This window comes from Streptomyces sp. NPDC048664 (genome assembly GCF_040650555.1).
Classification (GTDB): Bacteria; Actinomycetota; Actinomycetes; order Streptomycetales; family Streptomycetaceae; genus Streptomyces.
In genome coordinates this window covers 52,552-78,324 of record NZ_JBEZHK010000011.1, presented here as the reverse complement: position 1 = coordinate 78,324, position 25,773 = coordinate 52,552, and the positions used below count along the sequence as shown (strand labels likewise).

Here is a 25,773-nt window from a genome sequence, read left to right as displayed (position 1 = left end):
ACACGGACGAGGGGACGGTGCCGATGGATGCCTGGCTGGTCGACCTCGACCACGAGGACCACGACGACCACGAGAACCACGAGGACCACGACCACGGGGCCCGCCACCACACGGAGCACGGCCTCGGGGACCCTCGCGACGGCCTCACCGCGGACGAGCGGCGCCGGGCCGCCGCGTTCGTGCGCGGTGAGGACGCGCGCCGCTTCTCCCGGGCCCGGCGCACCGTGCGCCGGCTGCTCGCCGACCGCCTGGGCACCGCCCCGCGCGACGTGCGCATCGGCTACGACGACGCAGGCAAGCCACGCCTGCCCGACCACCCCGGCACCCACGTCAGCTGGTCCCGTTCCGGCCCCCTGCTGCTCGTGGGCGCCACCGAGAGCGGCCCCCTCGGGGTGGACGTGGAGATCGTCCGCCCCGAGGGCGCCCGCCTGGACGTGCTGTCCTTCGTGTACCCGGCCGTGCCGGCCACCGCGTCGCCGGAGGTCTTCTTCCCCGCGTGGACGCTTCTGGAGGCGGCGGTCAAGGCCACCGGCCGGGGACTTGCCGAGGGGGCCGGGGAGGTCCGGCTCGCCTTCCCCGCCGACGGCTCCGTCGCCCTGCGCGGCATCGACGGCCACGGCACCGGGCCCTGGCACGGGCACACGGTGCCGGTACCGGCCCGCGCGGACGCCCCCGGGGCATCCCCGTGGGCGATGACCGCCTTCGTCTCGCCCGAGGCGCGGCCCCCCGCCCTGCTCAGGGGGTCAGCGATCGGCCCCGGGTGCGCAGCGCGGACCGCAGGCGGGCGAAGGCATGCCGCAGGACCACCGGGTGGGCGGCGGCGTTGACCCGGAAGCAGTGCTCGTAGGAGGGCCCGCCGAAGCCCGCTCCGGGCAGCGTGTGCACCCCCGCGGCCTCCAGGGCGCCGGCGACGGCGCGGGCCTGGTCCGGGCGCGGGAACTCGGCCCACACCAGATAGGTGGCCTCCGGCGGGGCGGCGCTCACCTCCAGCCCCAGGCTGCCGAGTTCGTCCAGCGCCACGGCCGCGCACGCGGCGAGCTCGCGGCGCAGCGCGCGCAACCAGTCCAGGCCCTGCTCGTAGCAGGCGACGGTGGCGATGGCCCCGAGGCTGCCCGGCCGCCCCAGCAGGCTCTGCGGTGTGAGCGACAGTGCGTCGGCGGTGCGCTGCGAGGCGTACACGGTCGCGCTCTTGAGGCCGGCGATGTTGAAGGCCTTCGACGCCGAGGTCAGGCCGAAGGCCCGCACCTCGTGCGTGCGCGGGTCGGCGAACACCGAGCGGGGCTGGACGGCGGACAGCCCCAGCGGGATGTGCACCTCGTTGGCGAGCACCAGGAGGTCGTGCGCGGCCGACAGGGAGACGGCCCGCGCCGTCTCCTCGGCGGTCCACGCGCGCCCCACCGGGTTGTGCGGCTGGCACAGGATCCAGGCCCGCGCCCCCGCCTCGGCCGCCGCGGTCAGCGCCGCCCAGTCGTGCCGGTAGCCGTCCGTCCCGCGGATCAGGGGCACCGCCACCGGGACGTGCCCGGCCTCCCGTACGACGGTGAGCAGGTCGCCGTACACCGGTGTCTCCACGATCACGCCGCTGCCCGGCTCCAACTGGAGCCCCATCAGGGTGCGCAGGCCGGTGAGCACGTCGGTGGTGCACCGCGCACCGGCGATCGAGGCGCCGTGCTCGTCCTGGAGGTAGCGCGCGCACGCCTCCTCCTGGCGTGCGCACAGCCCGTACCCCGTCTCGCCGTCGCCCACGGCCTCGGTGAGCGCCGTGCGCAGGAACCGCGGCACGGCCACGTCCATCTCGGCGACCCCGAGGCATATGCGGTCGGGGTCGGGGGCCCCGATCTGCCACTTCAGTGTGCGGCGGCGGCGCAGGAGGTCCAGGGAGTCGATGAACTCCGGCCCGTCCTGGTGCCCTTGCCGGAGCGGGGTGGAGAGCGCGGGTGCCTCAGAGTTCACGGCGGTCCAGTTCGATGTAGAGGCGGGTGCCTCCCTTGCCCTTGGTGCGGCGGCGGACCCTGATCGTCCCCTGGATCTCCTTGGGGTGGTTCACATGGGTGCCGCCGCAGGGGATCTCGATGTCGCCGGAGCGCCAGACGAAGACGTCGTGGGTGTCGGGCAGGGGCCGCACGGTCGCCTCCGGGGACGTCGCGAGCAGCTGTTCCACGCGCTCCTGGATCTCGGTCACCGCCTCGCCGGGGATCGAGCAGCCGAAGTCGAAGCGCGCGGCGTCGTCGCTGATCCGGCAGCCGCGGGTGGAGCGGGTCAGGCCCTGGGACGTGAGGTACTCACCGGTCGCGTGGAAGAGGAAGTGCGCGAGGGTGTGCATCTGCATGTTGCGGAACCGGCGTTCCCAGTCGATCTCCATCGTCACCCGGTCGCCCACGGTCAGGGTGCAGGGGGCGTCGAACTCGTGGCAGAACACCGCCTCGACGGTGGCGACCTCGCCGTTGGGCAGCTGGAACGGGCGGCCGCCCGCCTTCTGCACGTCGATCACCGGCGATCCGTCGACGGTGCCCTGGTCGGCCACCTGGCCGCCGGACTCCGCGTAGAAGAGGGACTGGTCGAAGACGGCGTGGTGCCCGCTCACCGCCAGCACGGTGGCGGTCGCGGACGTGGCGTAGGGGTCGTCGTGGTAGAGCTGCCGTGTCGCGGGGGCGGTGCTCCACATGGCGGGGTCAATCACCGGGGGTTCCTCCGTCCAAGAGGGTGGTGCCGTACAGCTCGCCGCGGTCGGCGAAGAAGGTGAGGATCTCGCCGTCGGTCGCCGGCCCGAGATCCCGGGCGAGCCGGCGCGCTCCCATGTAGCAGACGCCGGAGGAGCCGCCCACGCTGATCCCTCGGGCCGCCAGGTCCCGTACCGCCGCGCAGGCCTCGGCGTCGGAGACCCGGTGGACCCCGGTCACCCGGGATCGCGCGGACTCGATGACGGCGGGGATCCGGTTCTGGTTGCCGGTGCCGCGCAGCATGCTGCGGCCCGGCTCGCCGCCGAAGGTGATCGAGCCCTCCCGGTCGGCGACGTAGGAGGGGATGCCCTTGTCCTGGAGCATCGCCGAGAGCGCCGCGAAGTGCCCGCCGCTGCCGACGCAGAAGATCCCGGCGACGATCCGGGAGAAGTCCAGGGTCGCCGCCAGGCGCGGGACCACCCAGCGGGTGTACACCTGCGGGTTGAGCGGGCTGTCGTTCTGGTTCGTCCAGTGGTACTCGGGGTGGTCGGCCAGGATCGACTTCAGCAGGTCGTCCCGGGCCTGCTGGGTGCCGAGGACCGGGTGCGGGCGCTCCGCGAAGTGCAGTACGGCGCCGGTGAGCTCTATCTTGCGGCGGGTCACGTCCGGGATGCCGCGGTCGGAGACGAGGTGCACCGGGTGGCCGAGCAGCCGGCCCGCGACGGCGAGGCCGAGGCCGAGGGAGCCCGAGGTGGACTCGATGACGGGCTGGCCCGGCGCCAGCAGCCCCTGCTCACGGCTCAGCAGGAGCAGACCGAGGCCCAGGATCGACTTGAAGCTGGACTCCGTGGCCGGGCTGCCGTGGATCGCCCGTAACCGCAGCGGACCGCCCTCCAGGGTGCCGCAGTCGAGCGTGGTGAGGTCGCTGAACTCCTCGATGAGCGCGTAGGGGTCGATGTCTCTGCGGCTCATTTCCGTTCCTCCAGAAGGTTCTTGGCCCAGAAGATCGAGACGAGGAGCATGGCGATGCCCGCCAGTTGCAGCAGGCTCAGACGCTGGTCGAACAGGAAGAAGCCGTAGACGGCGGCCGCCACGGGCTGGAGCAGCACGAAGAGCGCCGCGAGTTGCAGGGGCAGGAACTTCACCGCGTGCGCCATGAGGGTCTGGCCGAAGACCTGGGAGGTCACCGCGAGCGCGACCAGCACCGCCCAGCCGCGCAGGGTGTGGGGCACGAGACCCTCACCCAGGACGGCCGCCACCGCGAAGCAGACCACGGCGCACACCAGGCTCAGGCTCGCCATGATGCGCGTCGCCTCGTAGCGCTCGCGCAGTCCCTTGGCTATCACCAGGAACAGCGCGTAGAACACGGCCGTGGCCAGGGCCAGCAGGTCGCCGCGCAGATGCTTCGGGTCGAGCCCGGTACCGAGGATCACGAGGATGTACAGGCCGGCCAGGGCCAGCACGGCGGGGAGGACGAGCTGCCAGGGCAGCCGGTCGCCGAAGAGGAAGAAGCACAGGGGCGCGATGATGAAGGGCACCAGGTTGGCCAGCAGGTTGGACTCGGCCAGCGAGGTGTACAGGAACGAGATGTTCCACAGGCACAGGTCGCCCGCGAGGAACAGCCCGCCCAGCGCGATCATCAGCCGGTCGCGCCACTCGATACGGGCGCCGCGCGCCGGCTCGGCGGTGCCGGGTGCCCTGCGTGCCGTGCCCAGGGCGATGCCCAGCAGCATCGGGGCCGCGAAGAGCGAGCGGTAGGCGCCGGTCGCCACCGGGCCGATCTCGCTGATCCGGACGAAGACGCCGCCGAGGGCCAGGCAGCAGACCGCGCACAGCACCATGAGCTGGTACCGGCCGCGCGTCGGTCCGGCGGCCGGTACCGCGGAGGCCGGACTCAGGGGGCCGGTGTCCGCGCCCTCCTGTGCCGGCGGGCCGTTCTCCTCGACGGGAGCCGTCGTTGCTCGGCTCATGAGCGCCTCGATTCCTTGAGCGTGAACGTGCTGCTCTCCAGGTCCTGGGAGCGCAGGGCGGCGTGGCACTGCGCGACCCGGAGGTCGTGGTCCGCCTGGTGCCTGGAGAAGACGAGACCGGCGAGGGTTCCGCTGTGCGCCACGCAGACGCCGAGGGCACCGAGGTCCTCGCCCACCTCCCGGAGCGTGCCGAGGGTCTTCTTGGGGAGCCGGTCGTCGTGCAGTTCGGCGCTGCGGGTGGCGACCCGCGCGGCCGCGAGCCCGTCGTTCGCGCGCAGCGCCGCGTCGAGCTCGCCGAACAGCTCCTCGTAGACGCGGGCCTTCCCGGCGTCCTCGGGGCACTCCCGGTGGAACTCCTCGGTGCGCACCAGACCGCCCTCGTCCACCCCGACGATGGTCCAGCGCAGATCCGTGTCGTACGCGGCGATCAGCTCGTGCCGGCGCTGTGCGCAGGCGGCTATGCCGGGGTGCAGCAGATAATCGCCGTATTCGAGCCGGCGGGCCACGGAAAGGGCCAGTGCGTGGGCGACGGGTTCGGGAGTTTCCGGATGTGTTTCCCGGACGCAGAGCAGGGCCGCCGCGAGAATGTCGGCCGTCGAACTCGCGTACCCTTTTGCCACGGGTATGTTCGAGGTGATCTCGATGGTCACGCCGTCGGTGGGCAGGCCGAGATCGCGGCTCATCTTCGCGTAGGCGGAAAGCGCCTTCGTGCGATTCCCGGGGCTGACGGACAGTGCCTGCGCGGACGTCGCCCCCGTGCGTCGCGTGCGGGCTTCGGAGCGGAGCTCCTCGACGGGCGCCGTGAAGAGGAAGTGCTCAAATCCGTCGGCGCCAAGGGTGTAGCCTTGAAGGATTTCTCCGAAAGTGCCGTGGATCGTGCTGGCGATCTTGGCGTGCATGCATGCTTTTTACACGGACCCAAGCGCGGCAGGCAACCCAAAATATCTCTTTTGGTAGGGATAAAGAGAGCTGATCGGTGCGACGCATTCCGCTTGTGCGCCGCGGATCGGAGCCAATGTCCGGTTTGCGGACCGGCTTCTCGACAGGAATGCCCAAGCATTCCGAGGAGCGGCCATAATCGCTCCTTATGGATGCCTCCGTGAGGGTGCCGCAGCTCACATCGGCCCGCATCGGCGCACACGCCGCCGCCTCCGCCCTGCTCGGCTAGGGTCCGTTTCATGATCGAGGCCCGACATCTCCGCATGCTCTGCGCCGTCGCGCAGACCAGCTCCCTCACCGCGGCCGCCCGGGAACTGGGCTGCACACAACCCGCCGTGAGCCAGCAGATGAAGGCGTTAGAGCGGTCCCTGGGAACGCCGTTACTCGTCCGCGCCGGCAGAGGGGTGCGCCTCACCGAGGCGGGAGAGGTGCTCGTACGGCACGCCGCCGGTGTCCTCGCCGGACTCCAGGCCGCCCAGGAGGAGGTGGCGTCCCTGGCCGGCCTGCGCGGCGGGCGGGTCCGGCTGGTCTCCTTCCGCAGCGCGGCATCGATGCTGGTGCCCTCCGCCCTCGCCTCGATGCGCGCCGCGTGGCCGGACGTCGAGGTGACCATGACCGAGTCCGCGCCGTCCCGCGCCCTCGACATGCTGCGCAAGGCGGACTGCGACATCGTCCTCACCTTCCGGTATCCGCAGATGGCGAGCGTGCGAGGCGGTTCCGAGGCGACCTGGGACGACCTGGCCGTCCGCCCGCTGCTCACCGATCCGCTGGTCGCCCTGGTCCCGGACGACCACCGGCTCGCCCGCGCGCACCGGGTGAAGCTGACCGACCTCGCCGACGAGTCCTGGGTCGCGGGCTGCCCCGTGTGCCGCCGGCATGTGGTCGACCTGTGCCGGAGCGAGGGCTTCACCCCCCGCATCGACTTCGCCACCGACGACTACCTCACCGTGATCGGCCTGGTGAGGGCCGGGCTCGGCGTGGCCGTCCTGCCCGAGATGGCCTGGCAGTCCCTGCCCACGGAATCCGTGTCGCTGCTGCGCCTGGAACCCGCGGTGCACCGGGAGGTCGTCGCCCTCACCCTGCCGGAACTGACCTCCGTCCCCGCGGTGAGGGCGATGCTCCACGAACTGAGCGACACGGCCCGCACGAGGGAGCCGGCCTGAGGACGGCCCGGCCCGCGGGACGGCCCGCGGACCGGGGCCCGTCGGCTCCGCCCGCCGCCTACAGGTGCCCCACGTCGTGCGCCCGGGCGGCGGTGAGCTGCTCCTCGGTGAGGCCCGACGGATCCGGTCTGCTCACCACGGCCCAGTGCCTGCCGACGGGGCAGCGGGCGAAGCGTGTGGAGGGTGTGAGACGCAGGGACCTGATACCGAGGAATGGTATCCAGGTAGCCGTGAAGAGATGTCCCGCCGAGCACCGCACGACCGATTTCCTGGGCATGTGTCCGACTCCCCTCCGCGCTCAGGCGAACGTCACCTTGAAGCTGCTGCCGTTGCGGGGCCCGAGCCGGGCCGTCACCCGAGGCCGCGTGGACGCGTCCTCCCGGACGGTGAACTCCTCGGTGCTGACGCCGAGTCGGGCCGTGCGCTGCCCCTTGTAGCGGAAGAACACGGCGATCTCGTGGGCGCCGGGCTCGATCGGCACCTCCGTCGTGCCCCACCGGGCGGGCCGCTCCACCCCGTCGATCTCCACGACCGGCCGCGTGAAGGCACGGTGGAAAGGCATCGCCACCAGCGAGGGGCGGATGTCTACGACGACGTTCACCGTGACCATCACCATTCCTTGCGTAGGTGTCCGACTGCACAGCCATCTCACGCCACCCGGTCGTGACGCGTCTCATGCCGACGAGGACAGCACCGACTCCGGGCGGAACCCCCTCGCGATCCCGACCAGGCTGCCCACCGCGATCACCACGGTCACCCCGCCCGCGTACAGCAGCAGCCTCGTCGGGCCGAGCGGGTCCAGGGCGATGGACATCGCCAGCAGGGCGCCGAACCCCGGCAGCATCGCGGCCAGGCTGACCAGGCCGCCCCCGTTGCCCGCGAGGGCTCCGGCGCCGGGTTGGGACAGCCGCGGGAACAGCAGGTTGAGCAGCAGGGCGAGGGCCGCGCCCGCCCAGGTGGCGAGGAGCGGCAGCGCCAGGGCCAGCGCCAGATAGCCGGCGTCCGGCCTGAGGCTGTCGTGGTGCAGGGCGCTGGACAGCGTGAGCGCGAGGGCGCCGAGCGCACTCATCACCGCCCACTGCCCCGTCGTGACGACGAGCGCGTATCCGAGCAGCCCACCCGCGATGCTCGCCGGGTTGTACGGGGCGGCGAGCATGCCCTCCAGCGCGCCGACCCCGGCCTCCGCACCGACCACGTTGCGCACCGCGAGACCGGCGCCCACGGTCCCGTGCAGGGCGACGACGCCGGGCATCAGCACGAGCAGCAGCCCGGCCGCGACCGTGTCCCCGTGTGCCCCGTACCGCAGGCCGAGCCGGGCGCTGCTCGCCGCGCCGTTCATGTCCGAGTCGTCGGCCAGCAGGGGAAGGGCGACCATCGAGGCGACCGTCAGCACGAACGGCAGGAACACCGTGGCGAAGTTCCGCAGCCGCTCCCGCCGCATCCGCCACAGCAGGGCGGACGCCAGGACCCTGGCCCGGGCCGCGTCGAAGGGGAGACTACGTCGCGTCACGGTGTGCCTCCCCGCTGCAGCTGCCGATAGACGTCCTCCAACGGGTTCCCGGCCGGCACCACTTCCCGCACGCCGATCCCCTCCCGCACCAGGTCGGCGACCAGCGTCTCCGCCGCCCCCTCGTCGGTCACCTCCACGATCACGGCGCCCCGCTGCTCCTCGTAGCGGTGGCCGAGCCGGTCGAGGACCGCCGGCACGTCGCCGGAGCCGCGGACGCGCAGCCGGTAGGCGCTGCCGAGCAGGGCGGTGCGCAGCGCGGCCGGTTCGCCCCGGCCCACGACGCGCCCCTCCTGCAGCACGGTCACGTCGTCGGCCAGGCGGTGGGCGTCGGCCAGGGCGTGCGTGGAGACGACGACCGTGTGCCCCTGGTCCGCCAGCGTGCGCAGGTGTCCGGCCAGCTGCTCCGTCGTGCTCGGGTCCAGGCCCGACATCGGCTCGTCCAGGAGCAGGATCGGCGCCCGCCCCAGGAAGGCCTTCGCCAGGCCGGCGCGCTGGTTCTGGCCGCGGCTGAGGCTGCCGATGCGGCGGTCCGCGAGAGCGGTGAGGCCGAGCAGGTCCAGGACCTCAGCTATCCGCTCCTCGCCGGGCCCTGGTGGCAGGCCGAGGACGCGTGCCCAGTACCGCAGGTTGTCCACGACGCTCAGCCGCGGCGCGAGCGCCGAGCGGTGCGTGGCCAGGGCGACCAGGGACTTGGCCTGCGTGCGGGTGTTCGGGTCGGCGCCGTTCACCAGGACGGTGCCCTCGAACGGCGCGAGAATCCCGGCGAACACCCGGAACGCCGTTGTCTTGCCGGCGCCGTTCGGGCCGAGCAGGACGTGGATTCCCGCGTCGTACTCGAGAGTGACGTCCCGCAGCACCGGACGATCCCGGTAGCCCGCGGAGACGTTCAGGACTTCCAGCTTGGCCACCGGCTCAACGTAGCACCGCCGGCGCGTGGTCAACTGAGCTGTCATCACGGCCGGTTCGGGAGGGACGCCGGCCGGCGGGAGGGCGCTCGGCCCGCCGTCACCCACCGGGGCGGCTCACGCGCGGGCCGGGCGGGGCCCAGGCTGCATATCGCCATGCAGAGCTCTTGGTGTTTGAATAGGTCATCCGGTGATCCCGCGTCCGGGCATCTGGAGGGGGAGTAGGTCATGAGCGTCGCCGAGAGCCCTGCGGCACGGTTGCAGGCACTCTTCGAGGGGCACCGCCTCACGCCGACCCAGCGGCGTATCGCGCACTGCATGGTGCGCAGGGCGGCCGACGTGCCCTTCCTGTCGAGCGTGGAGCTCGCCGAGCTCGCCGGGGTCAGCCAGCCGTCCGTCACCCGCTTCGCGGTCGCCCTCGGCTTCGACGGCTACCCCGCGCTGCGCAAGCACCTGCGTGAGGTCGCCCCCGCCGAGGAGCCCGCCCAGAGCGGCGCGCACAACGAGTACCAGCAGGCCGTGGAAGCCGAGATCGAGAACCTGAAGCACCTCGCGCGGCTGCTGGCCGACCCCGAGCCCGTGCGCAAGGCCGGCCGGATCCTCGCCGCCTCGCGCCCGCTGCCGGTGCTCGGGCTGCGGGCCGCGGCCTCCCAGGCCTACGGGTTCGCGTACTTCGGTGCCAAGGTCCACCCGGACGTCCGGCTGCTGGACGAGGCCGGCTCGATGCTCCACGACCGGGTCGACGCGGCCGTGCGGGCGGGCGCGAGCGCCCTGCTGTGCTTCGCGCTGCCACGGCACCCGAGGGAGGTCGTGGACGCGCTGGACCACGCGCGGCGGTCGGGCCTGACGGTGGTCACGGTCGCCGACTCGGCCTTCGCCCCGGTGGCGAAGGTCTCCGACCTGCTGCTCCCGGCCGCCGTGGGCACCGGGCTCGCCTTCGACACGGCCTGCGCGCCGATGCTGCTGGGCCGGGTCCTGCTGGAGGCGATGTGCGACGACCTGCCGGACGCGCAGGCCCGGCTGGAGGAGTTCGACGCGCGGGCCGCCGCGCGCGGGCTGTTCGTGGAGTAGGAGAAGCCCCTCCCCGGGCGGGCGGGCGTCTTCGGGCTCGTCTCACCACGGCGGCACGGGCGTCGCGGCCGGCGACGCGGCCCCGGGTGGGGCGCGCCGCCGTACCGTCGCGCTCGTCCAACGACAGCCCTTGGTGCCCGAGGCGGGGAAGACGCCCGGGGCGGGGAAGGTCAGACCTCCAGGTCCTCCTCGATCTTCTTCAGCTGGTGGCGCGCCATCGCCAGGTTCGCGCGCTTGGCGTCCAGCACCAGGTAGAGGAACAGCCCGTTGCCGCCGCGCCCGGTGAGCAGCCGGATCAGGTGGTACTGGTCGCTCAGGGTGATGAGGATGTCCTCGATCTGGGCCTTGAGCCCGAGGTGTTCCATGGTGCGCAGCTTGGCGCGGACGACGTCGGTGTTGCCCGCCGCCGCGACCGTGAGGTCGAAGCTCTTGCTGCCGCCGAGCGTGCCCAGCGCCATTCCGCTGGTGTAGTCGACGAGTGCGGCCGCGGTCGCGCCCTCGATCTGGGCGAGCGCTTCCTTCAGCGTGGTCTCGGTGTTCGCCATGGGATGGTGTGTCCTTTCAACTTTCCGTGGTGGTGCGCGAGTCCGCGGCCGGTCGAGGGCTCGCGGGCGGGCGCGGGGTGCGGGTCCGCAGGGGCGCGGACCAGGTGGCGGGTCGGGTGGGGAGGCCGGCGGTGGTGCCGGGCGGACGCGGCAGCGGTGGCGGCGGCGCGGGCCTGGCGGCGATCGCGTCGACCAGTTCTCCGATCCGGGAGCCCGAGCGGCGGCCCTCCAGGTGCAGCCGGCCGACGTTGACGCGGTCCCGCGCCAGCAGCGTGAGCACCGCGTTGCGGCCGGCGGCGTAGGTGGCGACATAGCCGTGCACGCCGCGGACCAGCAGTTCACGGAACTCGCCCTGGCCCGTGGCGTCCGCCAGCCGCATGGCCACGCCCAGCGCGGCGGCGGTCAGGGCGGCGACGCCCTCCGGTTCGACACCGGGGGTGTCCTGGGCGAGGACCAGTCCGTCGACGCTGGCGGCGAGGGCGCCGCTCAGCTGGGGGATGCGGGAGCGCAGCCGGCGCAGTTCGTCGAGCACTTCGGGCTCCGCTTCCATCAAGGGCCTCCTGTCCTCGGCGGGGTTTGGCCGTTCGAGCCGGTCAAAGGGCCTCCAGCGCATCCCTCAGCCTCTTCAGCAACGTGATGTGGGGGTCGGTGAACGGCGACAGCTCCGCCGCGGGGACCGTGGCGGGAGCGGGCAGGGGCACGCCGACTCCGACGGGGTCCGGGAGCGCGGGCGCGGCCAGGGGCCGTCGGGGCGCGGTCACCGCCACGCGGGGTGCGGCCGGCGGCCTGCGGGGCGCGGCGGCGGGCACGTGCGGCGGGGCCGCGGGCCGGGGCGGAGCGGTCACGGTCGCGCGGGGCGAGAGGACCCCGGCCGCGGCCAGGCGCCGTACGTCCACCAGCGTGTGGAACGCGGGCCGGCCGAGCTCGCGCGAGATGTCCGCCGCCGTCCGTACCCCGTCCACCCGGTCCAGGACCTCGCCCTGGCGGGGCGAGACCCTCGGCCCCTCCGGGCCCGGGGTGCTCCCGGTGCGGACGAGGGGGGCCTCGTCGGCGGCCGGGTCGGGCCAGATGCTGTGCAGGAGGTCGCGGCGGCGCAGCGTCTCCCGCTCCACCGCGGCCACCTGCACCGGGCGCACGGGACCGAGCCAGTGGGCGTCGCCGTAGCGGAAGCGGGCGGGGGCGCTGCTCGGGCCGAGGACGAAGTAGGCCGCGTCGTACAGGGCCCCGAGGTGGCACAGCTCCAGCGCGCCCTGGCCGATCCGGCCGCTGTCCACCAGGAAGCGGCCCACCAGTCGGCGGCCTCCCGAGTGGGCGATCGCCTCCCGCCAGCCGTCCTCGTCGATCGCGCCGCGCGCCATGAGCAGGGCGTCCAGGCCCGGGGTCGCGGGGCTCTCGGCGTACACCACATGGCCGTCGCAGAGGTGGATCATGCCGCCGTCGCGCATCAGCACACCGGTGGCCCGCTCCGCGGCGAGCCTGCTGAGCATGGGGGAGAGCCCGCCGCTCGGGATCTCGGTGCGCTGCCGCACGGGCAGCGGGGGCGGCACGGGCGTGCGCACCGTCGTCATACCAGCACCAGCCGTCCGGCCATCTCGCCCAGCCGGATGCGGGCGAGGGCGAGGTTGCCTTCCGAGCGGGCCAGCCACAGATGCAGGAAGACGCTGCTGTCGAACGTGGTCGGCACGAACCGCAGCAGGTGGTAGCTGTCGCGGTTGGCGATGATCAGGTCCTCCACCGGGCAGGCGTCGACGGACCACTCGGCGTCGCCCTCCGGGGCGAACGCCCGGTGCTCGGCGGCCAGTCGGGCCAGTTCGGCGGCCTCCGCCGCGGTCGTCTCGTGGTCACCGCCGGGCGAGTCCCCGACCGTGCCCAGGGCGAGCCCGCTGGTCCAGTCGACCACCGCGGCGCCCCGGGCACCGGGCAGTCGCATGGCTTCCAGCAGGCACTCGTCGATTCCGGGCACCGTGGCTCCCCTCCCGCCTCGGGTTCGGCTGAGTGACGCAGACGTTACGCAACGTGCACGCGCTGAGGGGAGGATCGCGGCATTTTCCGGTGGAACATGCGCCGAGCCGCTAATGTTGGTCGGCTGTCCCCGTTTACGTGCCCGGCTGAGCCCCGACCGGGCCGCCCCGCTGACCTGCGGATATGTGGCCCTGCGAGAGATGGGGTGCGGCGCGCGGAGAGGGGGTGCGCGGCCGGTCGGGCGCCGGGGTCCCGCTCAGAGCGCCGTCAGTGTCCCCGTGTGCTCCCCGCCGGATTCCGCCACGATCTCCTCAAGGCTCTGCGGCTCCCGTACGACCGCGAACCGGAGCTCGCCGTCCTCGCCCGGCGCGTAGCCGTACACCCCCGGCCGGGCGAGGGAGTTGTAGGCGTAGTGGTGGGCGAAGTAGTACGCCCCGGTGTCCAGGGCGGCCACGAGGTCCCCCTGCTCAAGGAGCGGCAGCTCCCGCTCCGTGGCCAGCAGGTCGCCCGCGAAGCACGCCGGCCCGGCCACGTCCTGCACCGCCTCGTGCCCCTCCTTCGGGCGCCCCTTGGCGTCGTACGCGGTGATGCGCAGGGGCCAGGAGGCCGGCGCGTACACCGTGCGGGTCGCGACCTGCACGCCCGCGTGGGTGACCGCGACGGCCCGGCCGCCCGCGCGCTTGACGTACTCCACCCGCGCCAGCAATGTCCCCTGCTTGGCGAGCAGCGACCGCCCGAACTCGGTGACCAGCCCGTACCGCCCGTCGAACAGCCCCGGCACCGCCTCCGAGAGCAGCCGCGCGTACTGCGCGTACGTCGGCGCCGTGGCGTCCGAGTCGAAGTTGACCGGCAGTCCGCCGCCGATGTCGATGGTGTCGATCTGCCGCCGCCCGGCCGCCTCGTTGATCTCCTCGGCCAGCGCGTGGACCTCCGCCACCCCCCGCGCCATCAGGGAGAGCGGCACCCCCTGCGAACCGGAGTGCGTGTGCAGCCGGGTCAGCCAGGGCCGCTCGACGCAGGCGCGGACCAGCCACGCGCGCGCTCCCTCGTCCCGCAGCGCCACCCCGAACTTGGAGGTGGCGGTCGCCGTGGACAGCGCCTCGATGGCGCCCGCCCCGAGCTGCGGGTTCACCCGGATCCCGAGGGGCGAGGACGTCCTCGTGGTGGGCAGCAGGGCGTCGAGCCGCTCCAGCTCCTGCGGGTTGTCCACGTTCACGGCGACGCCGAGCGCGAGGGCCTCGCGCAGTTCCCGGGGCGTCTTGGCGGGCGCGTCCAGCACGGTCCGCTCCGGTGCGATCCCGGCCGCCCCGGCCAGGGCCAGCTCGCCGGGGCTGGCGACCTCCGCGCCGATGCCCGCCTCGCCCAGCAGGGCCAGTACCGGGACCAGCGGCGTCGCCTTCACGGCGAAGGCGTGCAGCACCGGGGTGCCCGGCGCCACCACCGCGTCGAAGGCCGCCCGCAGCGAGGCCGCCGCCTCCCGGATGCCGGCGACGTCCAGGAGGCCGACGACCGGTGTTCCCGGCCCCAGCAGCCCCTGCTCGACGGCGCCGCGCACCGCGTCGTCCCGGCGGGCGACCCGCTCGTCGTCGCCCGGTCCGCTCACCCGAGCCGCCCTCGTGCCGCTCGTCTCCCGCGTGCTCCTGCCGTCCACCGTGTCCGCCTTCCCCGGGTGCCGTTCTGGCGTCATGTATTCAGCCAAACACCCTCCACTCCGACGCGCTGGCGCACGATGTATTGACTAGCTCTATTCAGATGGTCAGGATGTGAATAACCACCGCAACACTCCCCGCGCGCCCCCGGCCGCGTGCGGCCGTCACCAGGAGGCAGCCCATGTCAGGACCCCGCCCCGTCCGAGCGTCGCGCGGCACGGAACTGAACACCCTGGGATGGCAGCAGGAAGCCGCCCTGCGCATGCTGCAGAACAACCTGGACCCCGAGGTCGCCGAGCACCCCGACAAGCTCGTCGTCTACGGCGGCACCGGCAAGGCCGCGCGCGACTGGCGCTCCTTCGACGCGATGGCGCGCACGCTGAGGACCCTCAAGCAGGACGAGACGATGCTCGTCCAGTCCGGCCGCCCCGTCGGCGTCATGCAGACCCACGAGTGGGCGCCGCGCGTCCTGCTCGCCAACTCCAACCTCGTCGGCGACTGGGCCAACTGGGAGGAGTTCCGCCGCCTGGAGGCCCTCGGCCTGACCATGTACGGGCAGATGACCGCCGGCTCCTGGATCTACATCGGCACCCAGGGCATCCTCCAGGGCACCTACGAGACCTTCGCGGCCGTCGCCGCGAAGAAGTTCGGCGGCACCCTGGCCGGCACCATCACCCTGACGGCCGGACTCGGCGGCATGGGCGGCGCCCAGCCCCTCGCCGTCACCATGAACGACGGTGTCGCGATCTGCGTCGACTGCGACCCCCGCGCCATCGAGCGCCGCATCGAGCACCGGTACCTGGACGTGAAGGCCGACTCCCTGGAGCACGCCCTCCAGCTGGCCGTCGAGGCGCGCGACCAGCGCAGGCCGCTGTCGATCGGCGTGCTCGGCAACGCCGCCGACGTCCTCCCCCGGCTGCTCGCCATGAGCGCCCCCATCGACATCGTCACCGACCAGACCTCGGCCCACGACCCGCTGGCCTATCTGCCGACCGGCGTCGACTTCGCGGACATGGCCGACCAGGCGGCCAAGGACCCGGCCGGCTTCACCACGCGCGCCCGCGAGTCGATGGCCCGCCATGTGGAGGCGATGGTCGGCTTCATGGACGCCGGTGCCGAGGTCTTCGACTACGGCAACTCGATCCGCGGCGAGGCCCAGCTCGCGGGCTACGACCGGGCGTTCGCCTTCCCCGGCTTCGTCCCCGCCTACATCCGGCCGCTGTTCTGCGAGGGCAAGGGCCCCTTCCGCTGGGCGGCGCTGTCCGGCGACCCGGCCGACATCGCCAAGACCGACCGGGCGATCCTCGACCTCTTCCCGAAGAACGAGTCCCTCGCGCGCTGGATGAAGATGGCCGGGGAGCGCGTCCACTTCCAGGGCCTGCCCGCCCGCATCTGCTGGCTCGGTTACGGCGAGCGGGACAAGGCGGGCGAGCGGTTCAACGACATGGTGGCGAGTGGTGAGCTGTCCGCGCCGGTCGTCATCGGCCGCGACCACCTCGACTGCGGCTCCGTCGCCTCGCCCTACCGCGAGACCGAGGCGATGCTCGACGGCTCCGACGCCATCGCCGACTGGCCGCTGCTCAACGCCATGGTGAACGTGGCCTCGGGCGCGTCCTGGGTGTCCATCCACCACGGCGGCGGCGTCGGCATGGGCCGCTCCATCCACGCCGGCCAGGTGACCGTGGCCGACGGCACCGCGCTGGCCGGCGAGAAGATCCGCCGGGTCCTCACCAACGACCCCGGCATGGGCGTCATCCGGCACGTCGACGCCGGATACGACATCGCGGAGACCGTGGCGCAGGAGCGCGACGTCCGCGTCCCGATGCGCGAGGGTGACGACGCGTGACCTTCCACAGCATGTGGGCGGAGCTGCTGCCCATCGGCCGCAGCTCCGCCTCCGGCGGCTACCGCCGCTACGCCTGGACGTCCGCCGACGCCGAGTGCCGGGCCTGGTTCGAGGAGCAGGCCCGCGCCCGGGGCCTCGCCCACGAGGTCGACCGCAACGGCAACCAGTGGGCCTGGCTCGGTGACCCCGCGGCCGGCGACGCCGTCGTCACCGGGTCCCACCTGGACTCCGTCCCCGACGGCGGCGCCTTCGACGGCCCCCTCGGCGTCGTGTCCTCCTTCGCCGCCCTGGACGAGCTGAGGGCGCGGGGCACCGAGTTCCGCCGCCCCTTCGCCGTGGTCAACTTCGGGGACGAGGAGGGCGCCCGCTTCGGACTGGCCTGCGTCGGCTCGCGCCTGGCGGCCGGACAGCTCACCCGCGAGCAGGCGCACCGGCTGACCGACGGTGACGGCGTCACCCTGGCCCGGGCCATGGAGGCCGCCGGACACGACCCCGACACCCTCGGGCCCGACCCCGAGCGGCTCGCCCGCATCGGCGCGTTCGTGGAGCTCCACGTCGAGCAGGGCCGCGCCCTCGACCTGAGCGGCGACCCGGTGGGCGTCGCCAGCGCCATCTGGCCGCACGGCCGGTGGCGGTTCGACTTCCGCGGTGAGGCCAACCACGCCGGCACCACCCGGCTCACCGACCGCCGCGACCCCATGCTCCCCTACGCCGAGACCGTCCTCGCCGCCCGGCGCGAGGCCGAACTCGCGGGCGCCGTCGCCACCTTCGGCAAGATCGCCGTCGAGCCCAACGGGGTCAACGCCATCCCCTCGCTGGTACGGGGCTGGCTCGACTCCCGGGCTCCCGGCCAGGACGGCCTGGACACCGTCGTCGGCGCGATCGAGAAGGCGGCCCGCGAGCACGCCGAGCGGCACGGGGTCGACCTGGACGTGGCACGGGAGTCCTTCACCCCCGTCGTGGAGTTCGACCACGCCCTGCGCGACGAGCTGGCGCGCATCCTCGGCCAGGACACGCAGGGCGCCGCGGTTCCCGGCCTGACCGTGCCCGTCCTGGGCACCGGTGCCGGACACGACGCCGGAATCCTGTCCGGGAGCGTCCCGACCGCCATGCTGTTCGTGCGCAACCCCACCGGCGTCTCGCACTCCCCGGCCGAACACGCCACCGAGGACGACTGCCTGGCCGGGGTGCGGGCACTCGCCGACGTACTGGAAGGGCTGGTGTGCAGGTGACAGCGACGCAGCGGACACGCGCCTACTGGCTGGAGCACGCCTGGCTCGACACCCGTGCCGAGCCCGGTGTCCTGGTCGAGGTCGCGGACGGCCGTGTCGCCGCCGTCCGCACCGGTGTCCCCGCCCCGCCCCAGGGCGCCGAGATCCTCAGGGGGATCACCCTCCCGGGGCTCGCCAACGCGCACAGCCACGCCTTCCACCGCGCCCTGCGCGCCAGGACCCAGGTCGGCAGCGGCACCTTCTGGACCTGGCGGGAGGTCATGTACTCCTTCGCCGACCGCCTGACCCCGGACACCTACCGGGCACTCGCCCGCGCCGTGTACGCGGAGATGGCCCTGGCCGGGGTCACCTCCGTCGGCGAGTTCCACTATGTGCACCACGCCCCGGACGGCACCCCCTACGCCGACCCGAACGCCATGGGCGAGGCCCTCCTCGACGCCGCCGCCGAGGCCGGCATCCGTATCACCCTGCTGGACACCGCCTATCTCTCCTCCGGGTTCGGTGAGCCGCCCAGCGCCCACCAGCGCCGCTTCTGCGACGGCACCGCCGAGGCCTGGGCGGAACGCTGTTCAGATCTCAAGGAACGTGATCACGCGCGGATCGGGGCCGCCGTCCACTCCGTACGCGCCGTGCCCGCCGACCAGCTGGGGACGGTGGCGCGCTGGGCCGAGGAGCGGGGGGCCCCGCTCCATGTGCACCTGTCCGAGCAGACGGCGGAGAACGACGCCTGCCAGGCCGCCCACGGATGCACCCCGACCCGGCTGCTGGCCGATCACGGAGTTCTCGGCCCGCGTACCACCGGGGTGCACAACACCCATCTCACCGACGAGGACATCCGGCTGATCGGCTCCACCGGAACCGGCACCTGTATGTGCCCGACCACCGAACGGGACCTCGCCGACGGCATCGGGCCCGCCGTGGCCCTGCACGCGGCCGGCTCCCCGCTCAGCCTGGGCTCCGACAGCCACGCCGTCATCGACCTGCTCGAGGAGGCGCGGGCCATGGAGCTGGACGAGCGGCTGCGCAGCCGCACCCGCGGTCACTGGACGGCCGAGGCACTCCTGCGGGCGGCCTCCGCCGACGGGCACGCGGCGCTCGGCTGGACGGACGCCGGAACGCTCGAACCCGGAGCGCTCGCCGACTTCACGACGATCGCGCTCGACTCGGTCAGGACCGCGGGAGCGCCACCGGCCCTCGGCGCCGAGACGGCCGTATTCGCCGCGACCGCGGCCGATGTGCGCCATACGGTCGTCGCGGGCCGCCACGTCGTGCGCGACGGGGCGCACACGCTCGTCCCCGACGTACCGCGGGCGCTGGCGGACGCCGTCGAAGCCCTGCGCGCCTGACGCCCACCACCGGACCGGCCACCCACGAGGACACCATGAGCAGCACGGTCATCACCAACATCGCCAGCCTGGTCACCAACGACCCCTCCCTCGGCGACAACTCCCCTCTGGGACTGATCCAGGACGCGGCCGTCGCCATCGACGGCGACCGGGTCGTGTGGACCGGTGAGACAAGCAAAGCACCCGCCACCGACAATCGGGTCGACGCCGGGGGCCGGGCGGTCGTCCCGGGCTTCGTGGACTCCCACTCGCACCTCGTCTTCGCCGGCGACCGCACCCAGGAGTTCAACGCCCGGATGTCCGGACGCGCCTACTCGGCGGGCGGCATCCGCACCACGGTCGCCGCGACCCGGGCGGCCACGGACGCGGAACTGGAGGCGAACCTCGTCCGCTATCTCGACGAGGCGCTCCGCCAGGGCACCACCACGTTCGAGACCAAGTCCGGCTACGGCCTCACGGTCCAGGACGAGGCACGGGCCCTGCGCATCGCGTCCGCGCACACGGACGAGGTCACCTACCTCGGCGCCCACATCGTGTCCCCCGACTACGCCGACGACCCCGCCGGGTACGTCGACCTGGTCACCGGCGAGATGCTGCGGGCGTGCGCGCCGCACGCCCGGTGGATCGACGTCTTCTGCGAGAAGGGCGCCTTCGACGGCGACCAGGCCCGCGCGATCCTCACCGCGGGCAAGCGGCACGGGCTGCACCCGCGCGTCCACGCCAACCAGCTGTCCTACGGTCCCGGCGTCCAGCTCGCCGTCGAACTCGACGCGGCCAGCGCCGACCACTGCACGCACCTGACGGACGCCGACGTGGACGCGCTCGCGAACAGCGACACGGTGGCCACCCTCCTGCCCGGCGCCGAGTTCTCCACCCGGGCCCGGTGGCCCGACGCGCGCCGGCTGCTGGACGCGGGCGCCACGGTGGCTCTGTCGACCGACTGCAACCCGGGTTCGTCCTTCACGTCCTCGGTGCCGTTCTGCGTGGCGCTGGCGGTGCGGGACATGGGCATGACGCCCGACGAGGCGGTCTGGTCGGCGACGGCGGGCGGGGCCCGCGCCCTGCGCCGCACGGACATCGGCCGTCTCAGCCCGGGCGCGTACGCGGACCTGGCCGTCCTCGACGCCCCGAGCCATGTCCACCTGGCCTACCGGCCCGGCGTGCCCCTGGTCGCCGAGGTGTGGCGCAGGGGAGTACGGCAGGTCTGAGCGCGGTCCCGGCGGGGGCGGCGGCGGTGGTGGTGTCGACGGGGCGTCCGCGGTGGTGCCGACATGGCTCCGCCCGGCGCCGTAGCGGCACCGGGCGGTGGGTGGACGAGGCGACGTCGCGGAGTGACGGCCTCGCGGAGTGACGGCCGTGGAACCGCGGCGTCACCTCGGGGCCGCGGCCCCCGCCGCTGTCACTCCTCCGTCACTCCTCGGTCACTCCTCGACGGTGAGTCCCCTGCGCAGCCGCACCAGCGTGCGGGACAGCAGCCGCGACACGTGCATCTGGGAGATGCCGAGCTCGTCGCCGATCTCCGACTGGGTCATGTTGGCGACGAAGCGCAGCGAGAGGATCTGCCGGTCACGCGGCGGCAGTTCGGCGATCAGCGGCTTCAACGACTCGACGTACTCGATGCCTTCGAGCCCGTGGTCCTCGTATCCGATGCGGTCCGCGAGCGCGCCCTCGGAGTCGTCGTCCTCGGGCTGGGCGTCGAGCGAACTGGCCGTGTAGGCGTTCGACGCCGCCATGCCCTCGACGACCTGGTCGTTGGAGATGCCGAGGTGCTCGGCCAGCTCGGCCACCGTGGGGGCGCGGTCGAGCCGCTGGGCGAGGTCGTCGCCGGCCTTCGCCAGGTCCAGACGGAGTTCCTGCAGCCGTCTCGGGACACGCACGGACCACGACGTGTCGCGGAAGAAGCGCTTGATCTCACCGATGATCGTCGGCATCGCGAAGGTCGGGAACTCGACGCCGCGGCTCAGCTCGAAGCGGTCGATGGCCTTGATCAGGCCGATCGTGCCGACCTGGATGATGTCCTCCATCGGCTCGCTGCGCGAGCGGAAGCGGGAGGCGGCGAACTTCACCAGCGCGAGGTTCAGCTCCACCAGGGTGTTGCGCACGTACGAGTACTCGTACGTGCCCTCTTCCAGCGACTCGAGGCGCTCGAAGAGCGTCTTGGACAGCGCCCGGGCGTCGACCGCCTCCACCTCGTCGAACGGCGGGATCTCGGGAAGGTCCGAGAGGCCGTCGTCGAACTCGGCGGGACCGCGCGGGGCGAGGCTGTCGGCACTGTCGTGGTTCATACGGTCCAGAAGGGGTGCCGACGTCGCCCTCTGGTTCTGCGGTGTGTCGAGCCGGGGTGACATGATGTCCTCCATCGTTCTCGGCATATGGCCGCCGAAGCCGATACGTGCACTGCGGTGTGCGGCGCCTCCAAAGCCGGCCGTGTCGAATCGGTGCGTTACTAGCCCTACCTGCTTTTGTCGGCCCACCGCAAGTGCTTTCTGTTGTGATATGTCCGAATTAGTCGGGTTGTTCGGGTGCCGAGAGGTGTGAGGAAGGCGTAGTGTTCGAGAGCGTCCAATCAGACAGCCACGACGGTCGGGAGAGAGACGGCATGGACCGCGGGACGGTCGGCAGCGCACAGTCGGGCCGGCTACTGGTCGAAGTGCGGCAGGAAGGCACGAGCGCCGTGGTGACCCCGGCGGGTGAGTTGGATCACCACACCGCCGATCTGCTGCGCGAGCCCTTGGAGGACTGCCTCGAGAAGGGGCTCTCACGCTTGGTCGTGGACTGTTCACGGTTGGAGTTCTGCGACTCCACCGGGCTGAACGTGCTCCTCGGCGCCCGGCTGAAGGCCGAGGCCGCCGGTGGCGGGGTCCATCTGGCGGGAATGCTGCCCGTCGTGGCCAGGGTGTTCGAGATCACCGGGGCGGACGCCGTCTTCACCGTCCACGACCGCGTGGACGACGCGCTGGCCGAGTGATGCCGCGCGTCACCGGACCCCACCGGGTGGCACGGCGGGGAGCCCTCGGTGGTCACCGTGTGACCAGCGCGTTACAGGCGTCACAGTTCCCGGTCGAATCGGTGGGTGTTCCAGCGATCCGCCCGGGCAGGAGACATGCTGAACGTGTCCGCGGTCGGGGCGAAGCTCCCGGGCCGCCGGGCCGGGGGGGTCGGATTCGAAGGTGGAAGGCCCCCACACGCGAATGGCATGGCAGAAGACCGGCGGAAACGCCGCCCGAGCACGTATTGAGTACCGAGATTTGAATCGTGAACTGGTGAATCGGTGAGGTGAAGCGCTGATGAGCACCACCCGGCCCTACTCGCCGGGCGACCGCGGCCCCGAGCCCAGCGGCGCTTCGGCGGCGCCCGTGGAGGCCTCGCCCGCGCAGGCGATGTCCGCGCGGAGCGCCTCCGTGTCGGACGCGCCCGTGACAGGCGTGTCCGCCGTGGGCGCTCCCTCCGGCGTGCCCGAAGGCGGCGGGCCCTCCTCGGACCGGCAGGTGCGCAGGCTGAGCTTCGAGGGCGCGAGCGGCGTCGTTCCGCTCGCCCGCGATTTCACCCGTCAGGCCCTGTACGCGTGGGGCTGGCTGCCCGCCGCCACCGCCGACCGGCGGGCCGCGGCCGAGGACGTGCTGCTCGTCGTCTCCGAGCTCGTCACCAACGCCTGCCTGCACGCCGAGGGTCCCGAGGAGCTGTGGATCGCGTGCGACAGGAAGGTGCTGCGCATCGAGGTCTCGGACCGGGGCGCGGGTCAGCCCGCCCCGCGCACCCCGCATCGTGCGGGCCGCCCGGGCGGCCACGGAATGTTCATCGTGCAGCGGCTCTGCCTGGACTGGGGGGTCGTGCGCGCGCCCGGGGTCGCGGGCAAGAAGGTGTGGGCCGAGCTGGGCGCTCCCGCCTGACGCCGCCCCCTCCCGCACGGCCGCGCGGTCACGCCAGGTGACCACCGGTCACGCCCCACGTCCACCGCACCCCATGCACGCCGGATCGCCACAGATCCGGCGTGCGCTGTGTCTTCCCTCCTCAACGGCCCGGGCGTACCTTGACGGCCCGATCTGATGCGCCGTCAGGAATGAGGGGACCGTGCCGAACCACCAACGGACCGCCGTGCTCGTGTCCGCCGCCGCCCTGGCCGGCTCGGCGGTCCTGATGACCGCCCCCGTGGCCCGGGCCGAGGTCGTCGACGTCAACTACCAGTGCAGGACGCCCATCGGCGACAAGAGCGCCGTGTCCCCCATCGACATCAAGGGCGTCAGGAGCGGTGGCTCCTACCGGCTCACCATGTCCTGGCAGAAGGGCGTCTCCTCCAGCCCGGTCGAACTGGGCAAGGGGGCGATGAGCCCGAGCGCGACCATCACGGTGGGCGGCGCCGACAGCGGCAGCGTCGCGGTGACGGGCCCGGCCAACCAGGAGTCGATCCCCGCCAACACCCCCATCAAGATCAACGACTTGAGCGGCACCTACACGCCCAGGAAGTCCGGCAAGGTGACCTTCACCGCCGGGGTGCTGACCATCAAGGCGCTCGGCACGACGACCACCTGTACGCCCGCCAACACCCCGGGCCCGTCGCTGACCCTGGACGTGACGGCGGCGGGCGGCGGCTCCTCCGGTTCGTCCTCGGGCTCGTCCTCCGGTTCAACGGGTTCATCCGGTGCGTCAGGCTCGTCCGGCTCCTCGTCGGGCTCCGGGAGCGGCACGGACACCGGCGGACAGCTGCCGCAGACCGGCCCCGAGGACTCCGCGGTCGCGCTGGGCACCTTCGGCGGCACGGTGCTCCTCGCGGGCGTGGCCGGGGCGCTGTGGCTGACGCGCAGGAACCGCACGGCACGCCCCTGAGGCGCCCGCCCACGCCCCTGACGCCCGTCGCCCGCTGGGAGCCCGCCCATGCCGTACGCCCGCCGCGCCGCCCTCACCCTCCTGACCGCCCTGACGGTCCTGTGGGGTGCCGCGCCGGCCTTCGCCGACCGGGGCTGGTCGGTCCTGCCCGCGACGGGCGGCGCCGGCGGACGGCCGTACGTCTACGCGGAGGGCGCGCCCGGGACGGTGCTCCAGGACGCGGTGTCGGTGCTCAATCCGGGCACCCGGCCGCTGACCGTCCGTCTGAGCGGCGCCGACACCGAGGGCGGCCCGGCCGGACGGGGCGGGCCCACCGGGCGCGCGGAGCCGGGGGGCGCCGGGGCGTGGATCCGGTTCGCCGGTACGACCGCGGGTCGCAGAGCCCCGGTGCCCGCGCTCGGGGTGACGGTGCCCGCCCGTACCCGCGCCGACGTGCCGTTCACCGTGACGGTGCCGCCGGGTGCCGCGCCGGGGGACCGCCTCGGCGCGATCGTGGCGGACGCGGGCGCCGGCCGCACCTCGGCCGTGCCGATCCGGCTCAGGGTCGTAGGACCCTCACTGGCCGCGCTGACGGTGGAACACGTGCGGGTGCGGGGCGGGCGGATCGGCTACGAGCTGGTCAACCGGGGCACCACCGTGCTGACCCCTCGCCTCGCGGTGCGCGCGGACGGAGTGCTCGGCCGGGTCCTGGACCGGGCCCCGAGGGCACTGCCCCTGAAGCTGACGCCGGGCCGCCGGGTGCTGCTCAGCGAGCCCTGGCCGCACCACCCGGCGTTCGACGCGGTCCACGTGCGGCTCACCGTGACGGCGGCGGCCGGGGCGCACGGCTCCGCGTCCGCCTCGGCGCGCTTCGTCCCCCGGGGCACGCTGGCCGCCGCCCTGGCCGCCGTGCTGTGCGCCGCGGCGGGCGCCGGTGCGGTCCTACGGCGTCGACGGCGCCCGCCACCGCCGCCGCGGGGCGAGGACCGGGCGGGCACGCGGGCCGAGTCGAAGGGGGCGGTGCGATGAAGGGGCGCGTCTCGGCGCTGCTGGCGGCGCTCGTGCTCACCCTGGTGCCCCTGGCGACGGCCGCCTCGGGGGCGGACGGGCCGGCCGTACGGCTGTCCGCGTCCCAGGCCGGCACGGGCGGCTCGGTCACCGTCAGCGGCAGCGGCTGGCGGGCCAGGACCCTGGTGATGATCCTGGTCTGCGGACAGGCCTCGCCCTCCCGCGGAGTGATCGGCGGCACCAACTCCTGCGCCAACGCGGACGGCAGAGCCGTCACGACCGACGACCGGGGGGCGTTCCGCAGAAGCCTGCCGGTGTCCGAACCGCCGGTCCCCTGCCCCTGCGTCGTCCACGTCGCCACCGTCACCGGGGCGAGCGCCCAGGCCGACGCGGTCCTGGAGGTCGCCGGACACGCCGTACGGCCGCTTCCGCCGCAGTCCTCGGCCGGGCGCCTCGCGGTGCTGACGGACACCCGGTTCGAGGGCGGCGACGGGCTGCTCACCTGGTTCGGGGCACCGCCCTCGCGCACGCTCGTCTTCACCGTCGGCAACGTCGGATCCGGGCCGGTCGAGGACCCCGTGTTCCAGGTCGGCACCGCCCACGGTGTGTTCGCCCCGCAGTGGGACGAGCAGCAGTACCACGGCACGGTGGGGCCCGGCGGGAAGGCGCGGATCGAACTGCCCGTGGAACTGACCGCCGGGGCCCACGGCGACTACACGGTGAGCGTGCGGTACGGCGGCAAGGTGATCGCCGAGCAGCCGTGGGGCGTGGGCCGGCCCTGGGGCGTGACCCTGTTCTGGCTGCTGCTGTGCGTGGTCGTGCCGGTCGGGCTGTTCCGCGTCGGGATGGCCGTGGTGGACCGGCTGCGGCCGCGCCACCCGGGCGCCGTCCGCCACCGGCGCGCCGGTGGCCCCACCCTGCGGCTGCCCCGCCTCGGCCCCCGCCTCCCCGAGCCCGCGCCCCCCACGGCCCCGGCCCTGCCCTGGTTCGCCCCCGACTCCGCTCCGGGCGACCCGGCGGGCCGGCGCTCCGCACCGCACGAGGACAGCCCCCCGGGTCCCCCGAGTCCCGCGGACCCCGCCGGCCCCGCGACCGACGCGGGCCCGGCGCCGTCCACGACTCGGGCGACCCCGACGCCCCCCACCAGGAAGGGACGCACGTGAG

The 25,773-nt window shown here is 73.5% G+C and carries 26 protein-coding genes; 12 read left to right on the top strand and 14 right to left on the bottom strand.

Annotated features, from left to right (window positions below):
• Positions 1–23: 23 nt before the first annotated feature.
• On the top strand, positions 24–827 hold the full coding sequence (locus tag AB0C59_RS14685) for a phosphopantetheinyl transferase-like protein (protein WP_363004309.1): 804 nt from the start codon (positions 24–26) through the stop codon (positions 825–827).
• On the opposite strand, the gene AB0C59_RS14680 is transcribed toward AB0C59_RS14685, so the two are convergent.
• From AB0C59_RS14680 to AB0C59_RS14660, 5 genes are read right to left on the bottom strand one after another with little or no spacing between them, the layout of a single operon-like run.
• Complete coding sequence (locus AB0C59_RS14680; RefSeq protein ID WP_363004307.1) at positions 736–1,953, bottom strand: aminotransferase class I/II-fold pyridoxal phosphate-dependent enzyme; 1,218 nt, start codon at positions 1,951–1,953, stop codon at positions 736–738. The genes AB0C59_RS14685 and AB0C59_RS14680 overlap by 92 nt on opposite strands.
• Entirely contained in the window at positions 1,943–2,680 is a 738-nt protein-coding gene (locus AB0C59_RS14675; RefSeq protein ID WP_363004305.1) for an alanyl-tRNA editing protein, read from the bottom strand. The genes AB0C59_RS14680 and AB0C59_RS14675 overlap by 11 nt, the downstream gene beginning before the upstream one ends.
• Positions 2,673–3,632: a pyridoxal-phosphate dependent enzyme gene (locus AB0C59_RS14670; protein ID WP_363004303.1), complete on the bottom strand. Its 960-nt coding sequence runs from the start codon at positions 3,630–3,632 to the stop codon at positions 2,673–2,675. The genes AB0C59_RS14675 and AB0C59_RS14670 overlap by 8 nt, the downstream gene beginning before the upstream one ends.
• Entirely contained in the window at positions 3,629–4,630 is a 1,002-nt protein-coding gene (locus AB0C59_RS14665; protein ID WP_363004301.1) for a DMT family transporter, read from the bottom strand. The genes AB0C59_RS14670 and AB0C59_RS14665 overlap by 4 nt, the downstream gene beginning before the upstream one ends.
• Entirely contained in the window at positions 4,627–5,529 is a 903-nt protein-coding gene (locus tag AB0C59_RS14660; RefSeq protein WP_363004299.1) for a hypothetical protein, read from the bottom strand. The genes AB0C59_RS14665 and AB0C59_RS14660 overlap by 4 nt, the downstream gene beginning before the upstream one ends.
• Positions 5,530–5,808: 279 nt before the next feature.
• Between AB0C59_RS14660 and AB0C59_RS14655 the strand changes: the two genes are divergently transcribed.
• Positions 5,809–6,732 (top strand): LysR family transcriptional regulator, encoded by a 924-nt coding sequence (locus tag AB0C59_RS14655; RefSeq protein ID WP_363004297.1) that lies wholly within the window; start codon positions 5,809–5,811, stop codon positions 6,730–6,732.
• A 298-nt stretch (positions 6,733–7,030) separates the two neighbouring features.
• On the opposite strand, the gene AB0C59_RS14650 is transcribed toward AB0C59_RS14655, so the two are convergent.
• The 3 genes from AB0C59_RS14650 to AB0C59_RS14640 form a co-directional block, all read right to left on the bottom strand.
• The gene (locus tag AB0C59_RS14650; protein ID WP_363004295.1) at positions 7,031–7,342 is read right to left on the bottom strand and encodes a hypothetical protein; all 312 of its coding nucleotides are present in this window, start codon (positions 7,340–7,342) and stop codon (positions 7,031–7,033) included.
• Positions 7,343–7,405: 63 nt separating this feature from the next.
• Entirely contained in the window at positions 7,406–8,242 is an 837-nt protein-coding gene (locus AB0C59_RS14645; RefSeq protein WP_363004293.1) for a hypothetical protein, read from the bottom strand.
• The gene (locus AB0C59_RS14640; RefSeq protein WP_363004291.1) at positions 8,239–9,150 is read right to left on the bottom strand and encodes an ABC transporter ATP-binding protein; all 912 of its coding nucleotides are present in this window, start codon (positions 9,148–9,150) and stop codon (positions 8,239–8,241) included. The genes AB0C59_RS14645 and AB0C59_RS14640 overlap by 4 nt, the downstream gene beginning before the upstream one ends.
• 225 nt (positions 9,151–9,375) lie before the next feature.
• Between AB0C59_RS14640 and AB0C59_RS14635 the strand changes: the two genes are divergently transcribed.
• Positions 9,376–10,218: a MurR/RpiR family transcriptional regulator gene (locus AB0C59_RS14635; RefSeq protein WP_363004289.1), complete on the top strand. Its 843-nt coding sequence runs from the start codon at positions 9,376–9,378 to the stop codon at positions 10,216–10,218.
• Between the two features lie 170 nt (positions 10,219–10,388).
• On the opposite strand, the gene AB0C59_RS14630 is transcribed toward AB0C59_RS14635, so the two are convergent.
• The 5 genes from AB0C59_RS14630 to AB0C59_RS14610 all read right to left on the bottom strand — a co-directional run bounded on the left by AB0C59_RS14630 (position 10,389) and on the right by AB0C59_RS14610 (position 14,412).
• The gene (locus AB0C59_RS14630) at positions 10,389–10,763 is read right to left on the bottom strand and encodes a hypothetical protein (protein ID WP_363004287.1); all 375 of its coding nucleotides are present in this window, start codon (positions 10,761–10,763) and stop codon (positions 10,389–10,391) included.
• Positions 10,764–10,779: 16 nt separating this feature from the next.
• Complete coding sequence (locus AB0C59_RS14625; protein WP_363004285.1) at positions 10,780–11,313, bottom strand: roadblock/LC7 domain-containing protein; 534 nt, start codon at positions 11,311–11,313, stop codon at positions 10,780–10,782.
• A gap of 43 nt (positions 11,314–11,356) precedes the next feature.
• The gene (locus AB0C59_RS14620) at positions 11,357–12,331 is read right to left on the bottom strand and encodes a hypothetical protein (protein WP_363004283.1); all 975 of its coding nucleotides are present in this window, start codon (positions 12,329–12,331) and stop codon (positions 11,357–11,359) included.
• Positions 12,328–12,726: a hypothetical protein gene (locus AB0C59_RS14615; RefSeq protein WP_363004281.1), complete on the bottom strand. Its 399-nt coding sequence runs from the start codon at positions 12,724–12,726 to the stop codon at positions 12,328–12,330. The genes AB0C59_RS14620 and AB0C59_RS14615 overlap by 4 nt, the downstream gene beginning before the upstream one ends.
• Before the next feature lie 255 nt (positions 12,727–12,981).
• A complete protein-coding gene (locus AB0C59_RS14610; RefSeq protein ID WP_363004279.1) occupies positions 12,982–14,412 on the bottom strand; it encodes a diaminopimelate decarboxylase in 1,431 nt (476 codons plus the stop codon).
• 143 nt (positions 14,413–14,555) lie between these two features.
• Here AB0C59_RS14610 and hutU point away from each other — a divergent pair, with 143 nt between their 5' ends.
• The 4 genes from hutU to hutI are packed head-to-tail and all read left to right on the top strand — an operon-like array spanning position 14,556 to position 20,006.
• Positions 14,556–16,220 (top strand): urocanate hydratase, encoded by a 1,665-nt coding sequence (gene hutU / locus AB0C59_RS14605; RefSeq protein WP_363004277.1) that lies wholly within the window; start codon positions 14,556–14,558, stop codon positions 16,218–16,220.
• A complete protein-coding gene (locus AB0C59_RS14600; RefSeq protein WP_363004275.1) occupies positions 16,217–17,452 on the top strand; it encodes an allantoate amidohydrolase in 1,236 nt (411 codons plus the stop codon). The genes hutU and AB0C59_RS14600 overlap by 4 nt, the downstream gene beginning before the upstream one ends.
• Positions 17,449–18,798 carry a formimidoylglutamate deiminase gene (locus AB0C59_RS14595; protein ID WP_363004273.1) on the top strand — a complete coding sequence of 450 codons (1,350 nt, stop codon included), beginning with the start codon at positions 17,449–17,451 and terminating at the stop codon, positions 18,796–18,798. Before AB0C59_RS14600 ends, AB0C59_RS14595 begins: the two co-directional genes overlap by 4 nt.
• 35 nt (positions 18,799–18,833) lie before the next feature.
• Entirely contained in the window at positions 18,834–20,006 is a 1,173-nt protein-coding gene (hutI, locus tag AB0C59_RS14590) for an imidazolonepropionase (protein WP_363004271.1), read from the top strand.
• A gap of 213 nt (positions 20,007–20,219) precedes the next feature.
• On the opposite strand, the gene AB0C59_RS14585 is transcribed toward hutI, so the two are convergent.
• Entirely contained in the window at positions 20,220–21,146 is a 927-nt protein-coding gene (locus AB0C59_RS14585) for an RNA polymerase sigma factor SigF (protein ID WP_363004269.1), read from the bottom strand.
• Between the two features lie 251 nt (positions 21,147–21,397).
• Here AB0C59_RS14585 and AB0C59_RS14580 point away from each other — a divergent pair, with 251 nt between their 5' ends.
• From AB0C59_RS14580 to AB0C59_RS14560, 5 genes are all read left to right on the top strand, one after another.
• Positions 21,398–21,766 carry an STAS domain-containing protein gene (locus AB0C59_RS14580; protein ID WP_363004267.1) on the top strand — a complete coding sequence of 123 codons (369 nt, stop codon included), beginning with the start codon at positions 21,398–21,400 and terminating at the stop codon, positions 21,764–21,766.
• A gap of 319 nt (positions 21,767–22,085) precedes the next feature.
• Positions 22,086–22,688 (top strand): ATP-binding protein, encoded by a 603-nt coding sequence (locus AB0C59_RS14575; RefSeq protein WP_363004265.1) that lies wholly within the window; start codon positions 22,086–22,088, stop codon positions 22,686–22,688.
• A 181-nt stretch (positions 22,689–22,869) separates the two neighbouring features.
• Positions 22,870–23,622 carry an LPXTG cell wall anchor domain-containing protein gene (locus tag AB0C59_RS14570; RefSeq protein ID WP_363004263.1) on the top strand — a complete coding sequence of 251 codons (753 nt, stop codon included), beginning with the start codon at positions 22,870–22,872 and terminating at the stop codon, positions 23,620–23,622.
• Positions 23,623–23,670: 48 nt separating this feature from the next.
• Positions 23,671–24,630: a hypothetical protein gene (locus AB0C59_RS14565; protein WP_363004261.1), complete on the top strand. Its 960-nt coding sequence runs from the start codon at positions 23,671–23,673 to the stop codon at positions 24,628–24,630.
• A complete protein-coding gene (locus AB0C59_RS14560; RefSeq protein ID WP_363004259.1) occupies positions 24,627–25,772 on the top strand; it encodes a hypothetical protein in 1,146 nt (381 codons plus the stop codon). Before AB0C59_RS14565 ends, AB0C59_RS14560 begins: the two co-directional genes overlap by 4 nt.
• Position 25,773: the final 1 nt, after the last annotated feature.

What these genes read in the sequence shown, in the direction of transcription:
- AB0C59_RS14685 (WP_363004309.1), top strand. Translation starts at nt 24, where the DNA reads ATGGATGCCTGGCTGGTCGACCTCGACCACGAGGACCACGACGACCAC.
- AB0C59_RS14670 (WP_363004303.1), bottom strand. Translation starts at nt 3,632, where the DNA reads ATGAGCCGCAGAGACATCGACCCCTACGCGCTCATCGAGGAGTTCAGC.
- AB0C59_RS14665 (WP_363004301.1), bottom strand. Translation starts at nt 4,630, where the DNA reads ATGAGCCGAGCAACGACGGCTCCCGTCGAGGAGAACGGCCCGCCGGCA.
- AB0C59_RS14660 (WP_363004299.1), bottom strand. Translation starts at nt 5,529, where the DNA reads ATGCACGCCAAGATCGCCAGCACGATCCACGGCACTTTCGGAGAAATC.
- AB0C59_RS14655 (WP_363004297.1), top strand. Translation starts at nt 5,809, where the DNA reads ATGATCGAGGCCCGACATCTCCGCATGCTCTGCGCCGTCGCGCAGACC.
- AB0C59_RS14650 (WP_363004295.1), bottom strand. Translation starts at nt 7,342, where the DNA reads ATGGTCACGGTGAACGTCGTCGTAGACATCCGCCCCTCGCTGGTGGCG.
- AB0C59_RS14635 (WP_363004289.1), top strand. Translation starts at nt 9,376, where the DNA reads ATGAGCGTCGCCGAGAGCCCTGCGGCACGGTTGCAGGCACTCTTCGAG.
- AB0C59_RS14630 (WP_363004287.1), bottom strand. Translation starts at nt 10,763, where the DNA reads ATGGCGAACACCGAGACCACGCTGAAGGAAGCGCTCGCCCAGATCGAG.
- AB0C59_RS14625 (WP_363004285.1), bottom strand. Translation starts at nt 11,313, where the DNA reads ATGGAAGCGGAGCCCGAAGTGCTCGACGAACTGCGCCGGCTGCGCTCC.
- AB0C59_RS14620 (WP_363004283.1), bottom strand. Translation starts at nt 12,331, where the DNA reads ATGACGACGGTGCGCACGCCCGTGCCGCCCCCGCTGCCCGTGCGGCAG.
- AB0C59_RS14610 (WP_363004279.1), bottom strand. Translation starts at nt 14,412, where the DNA reads ATGACGCCAGAACGGCACCCGGGGAAGGCGGACACGGTGGACGGCAGG.
- hutU (WP_363004277.1), top strand. Translation starts at nt 14,556, where the DNA reads ATGTCAGGACCCCGCCCCGTCCGAGCGTCGCGCGGCACGGAACTGAAC.
- hutI (WP_363004271.1), top strand. Translation starts at nt 18,834, where the DNA reads ATGAGCAGCACGGTCATCACCAACATCGCCAGCCTGGTCACCAACGAC.
- AB0C59_RS14585 (WP_363004269.1), bottom strand. Translation starts at nt 21,146, where the DNA reads ATGTCACCCCGGCTCGACACACCGCAGAACCAGAGGGCGACGTCGGCA.
- AB0C59_RS14580 (WP_363004267.1), top strand. Translation starts at nt 21,398, where the DNA reads ATGGACCGCGGGACGGTCGGCAGCGCACAGTCGGGCCGGCTACTGGTC.
- AB0C59_RS14575 (WP_363004265.1), top strand. Translation starts at nt 22,086, where the DNA reads ATGAGCACCACCCGGCCCTACTCGCCGGGCGACCGCGGCCCCGAGCCC.
- AB0C59_RS14565 (WP_363004261.1), top strand. Translation starts at nt 23,671, where the DNA reads ATGCCGTACGCCCGCCGCGCCGCCCTCACCCTCCTGACCGCCCTGACG.
- AB0C59_RS14560 (WP_363004259.1), top strand. Translation starts at nt 24,627, where the DNA reads ATGAAGGGGCGCGTCTCGGCGCTGCTGGCGGCGCTCGTGCTCACCCTG.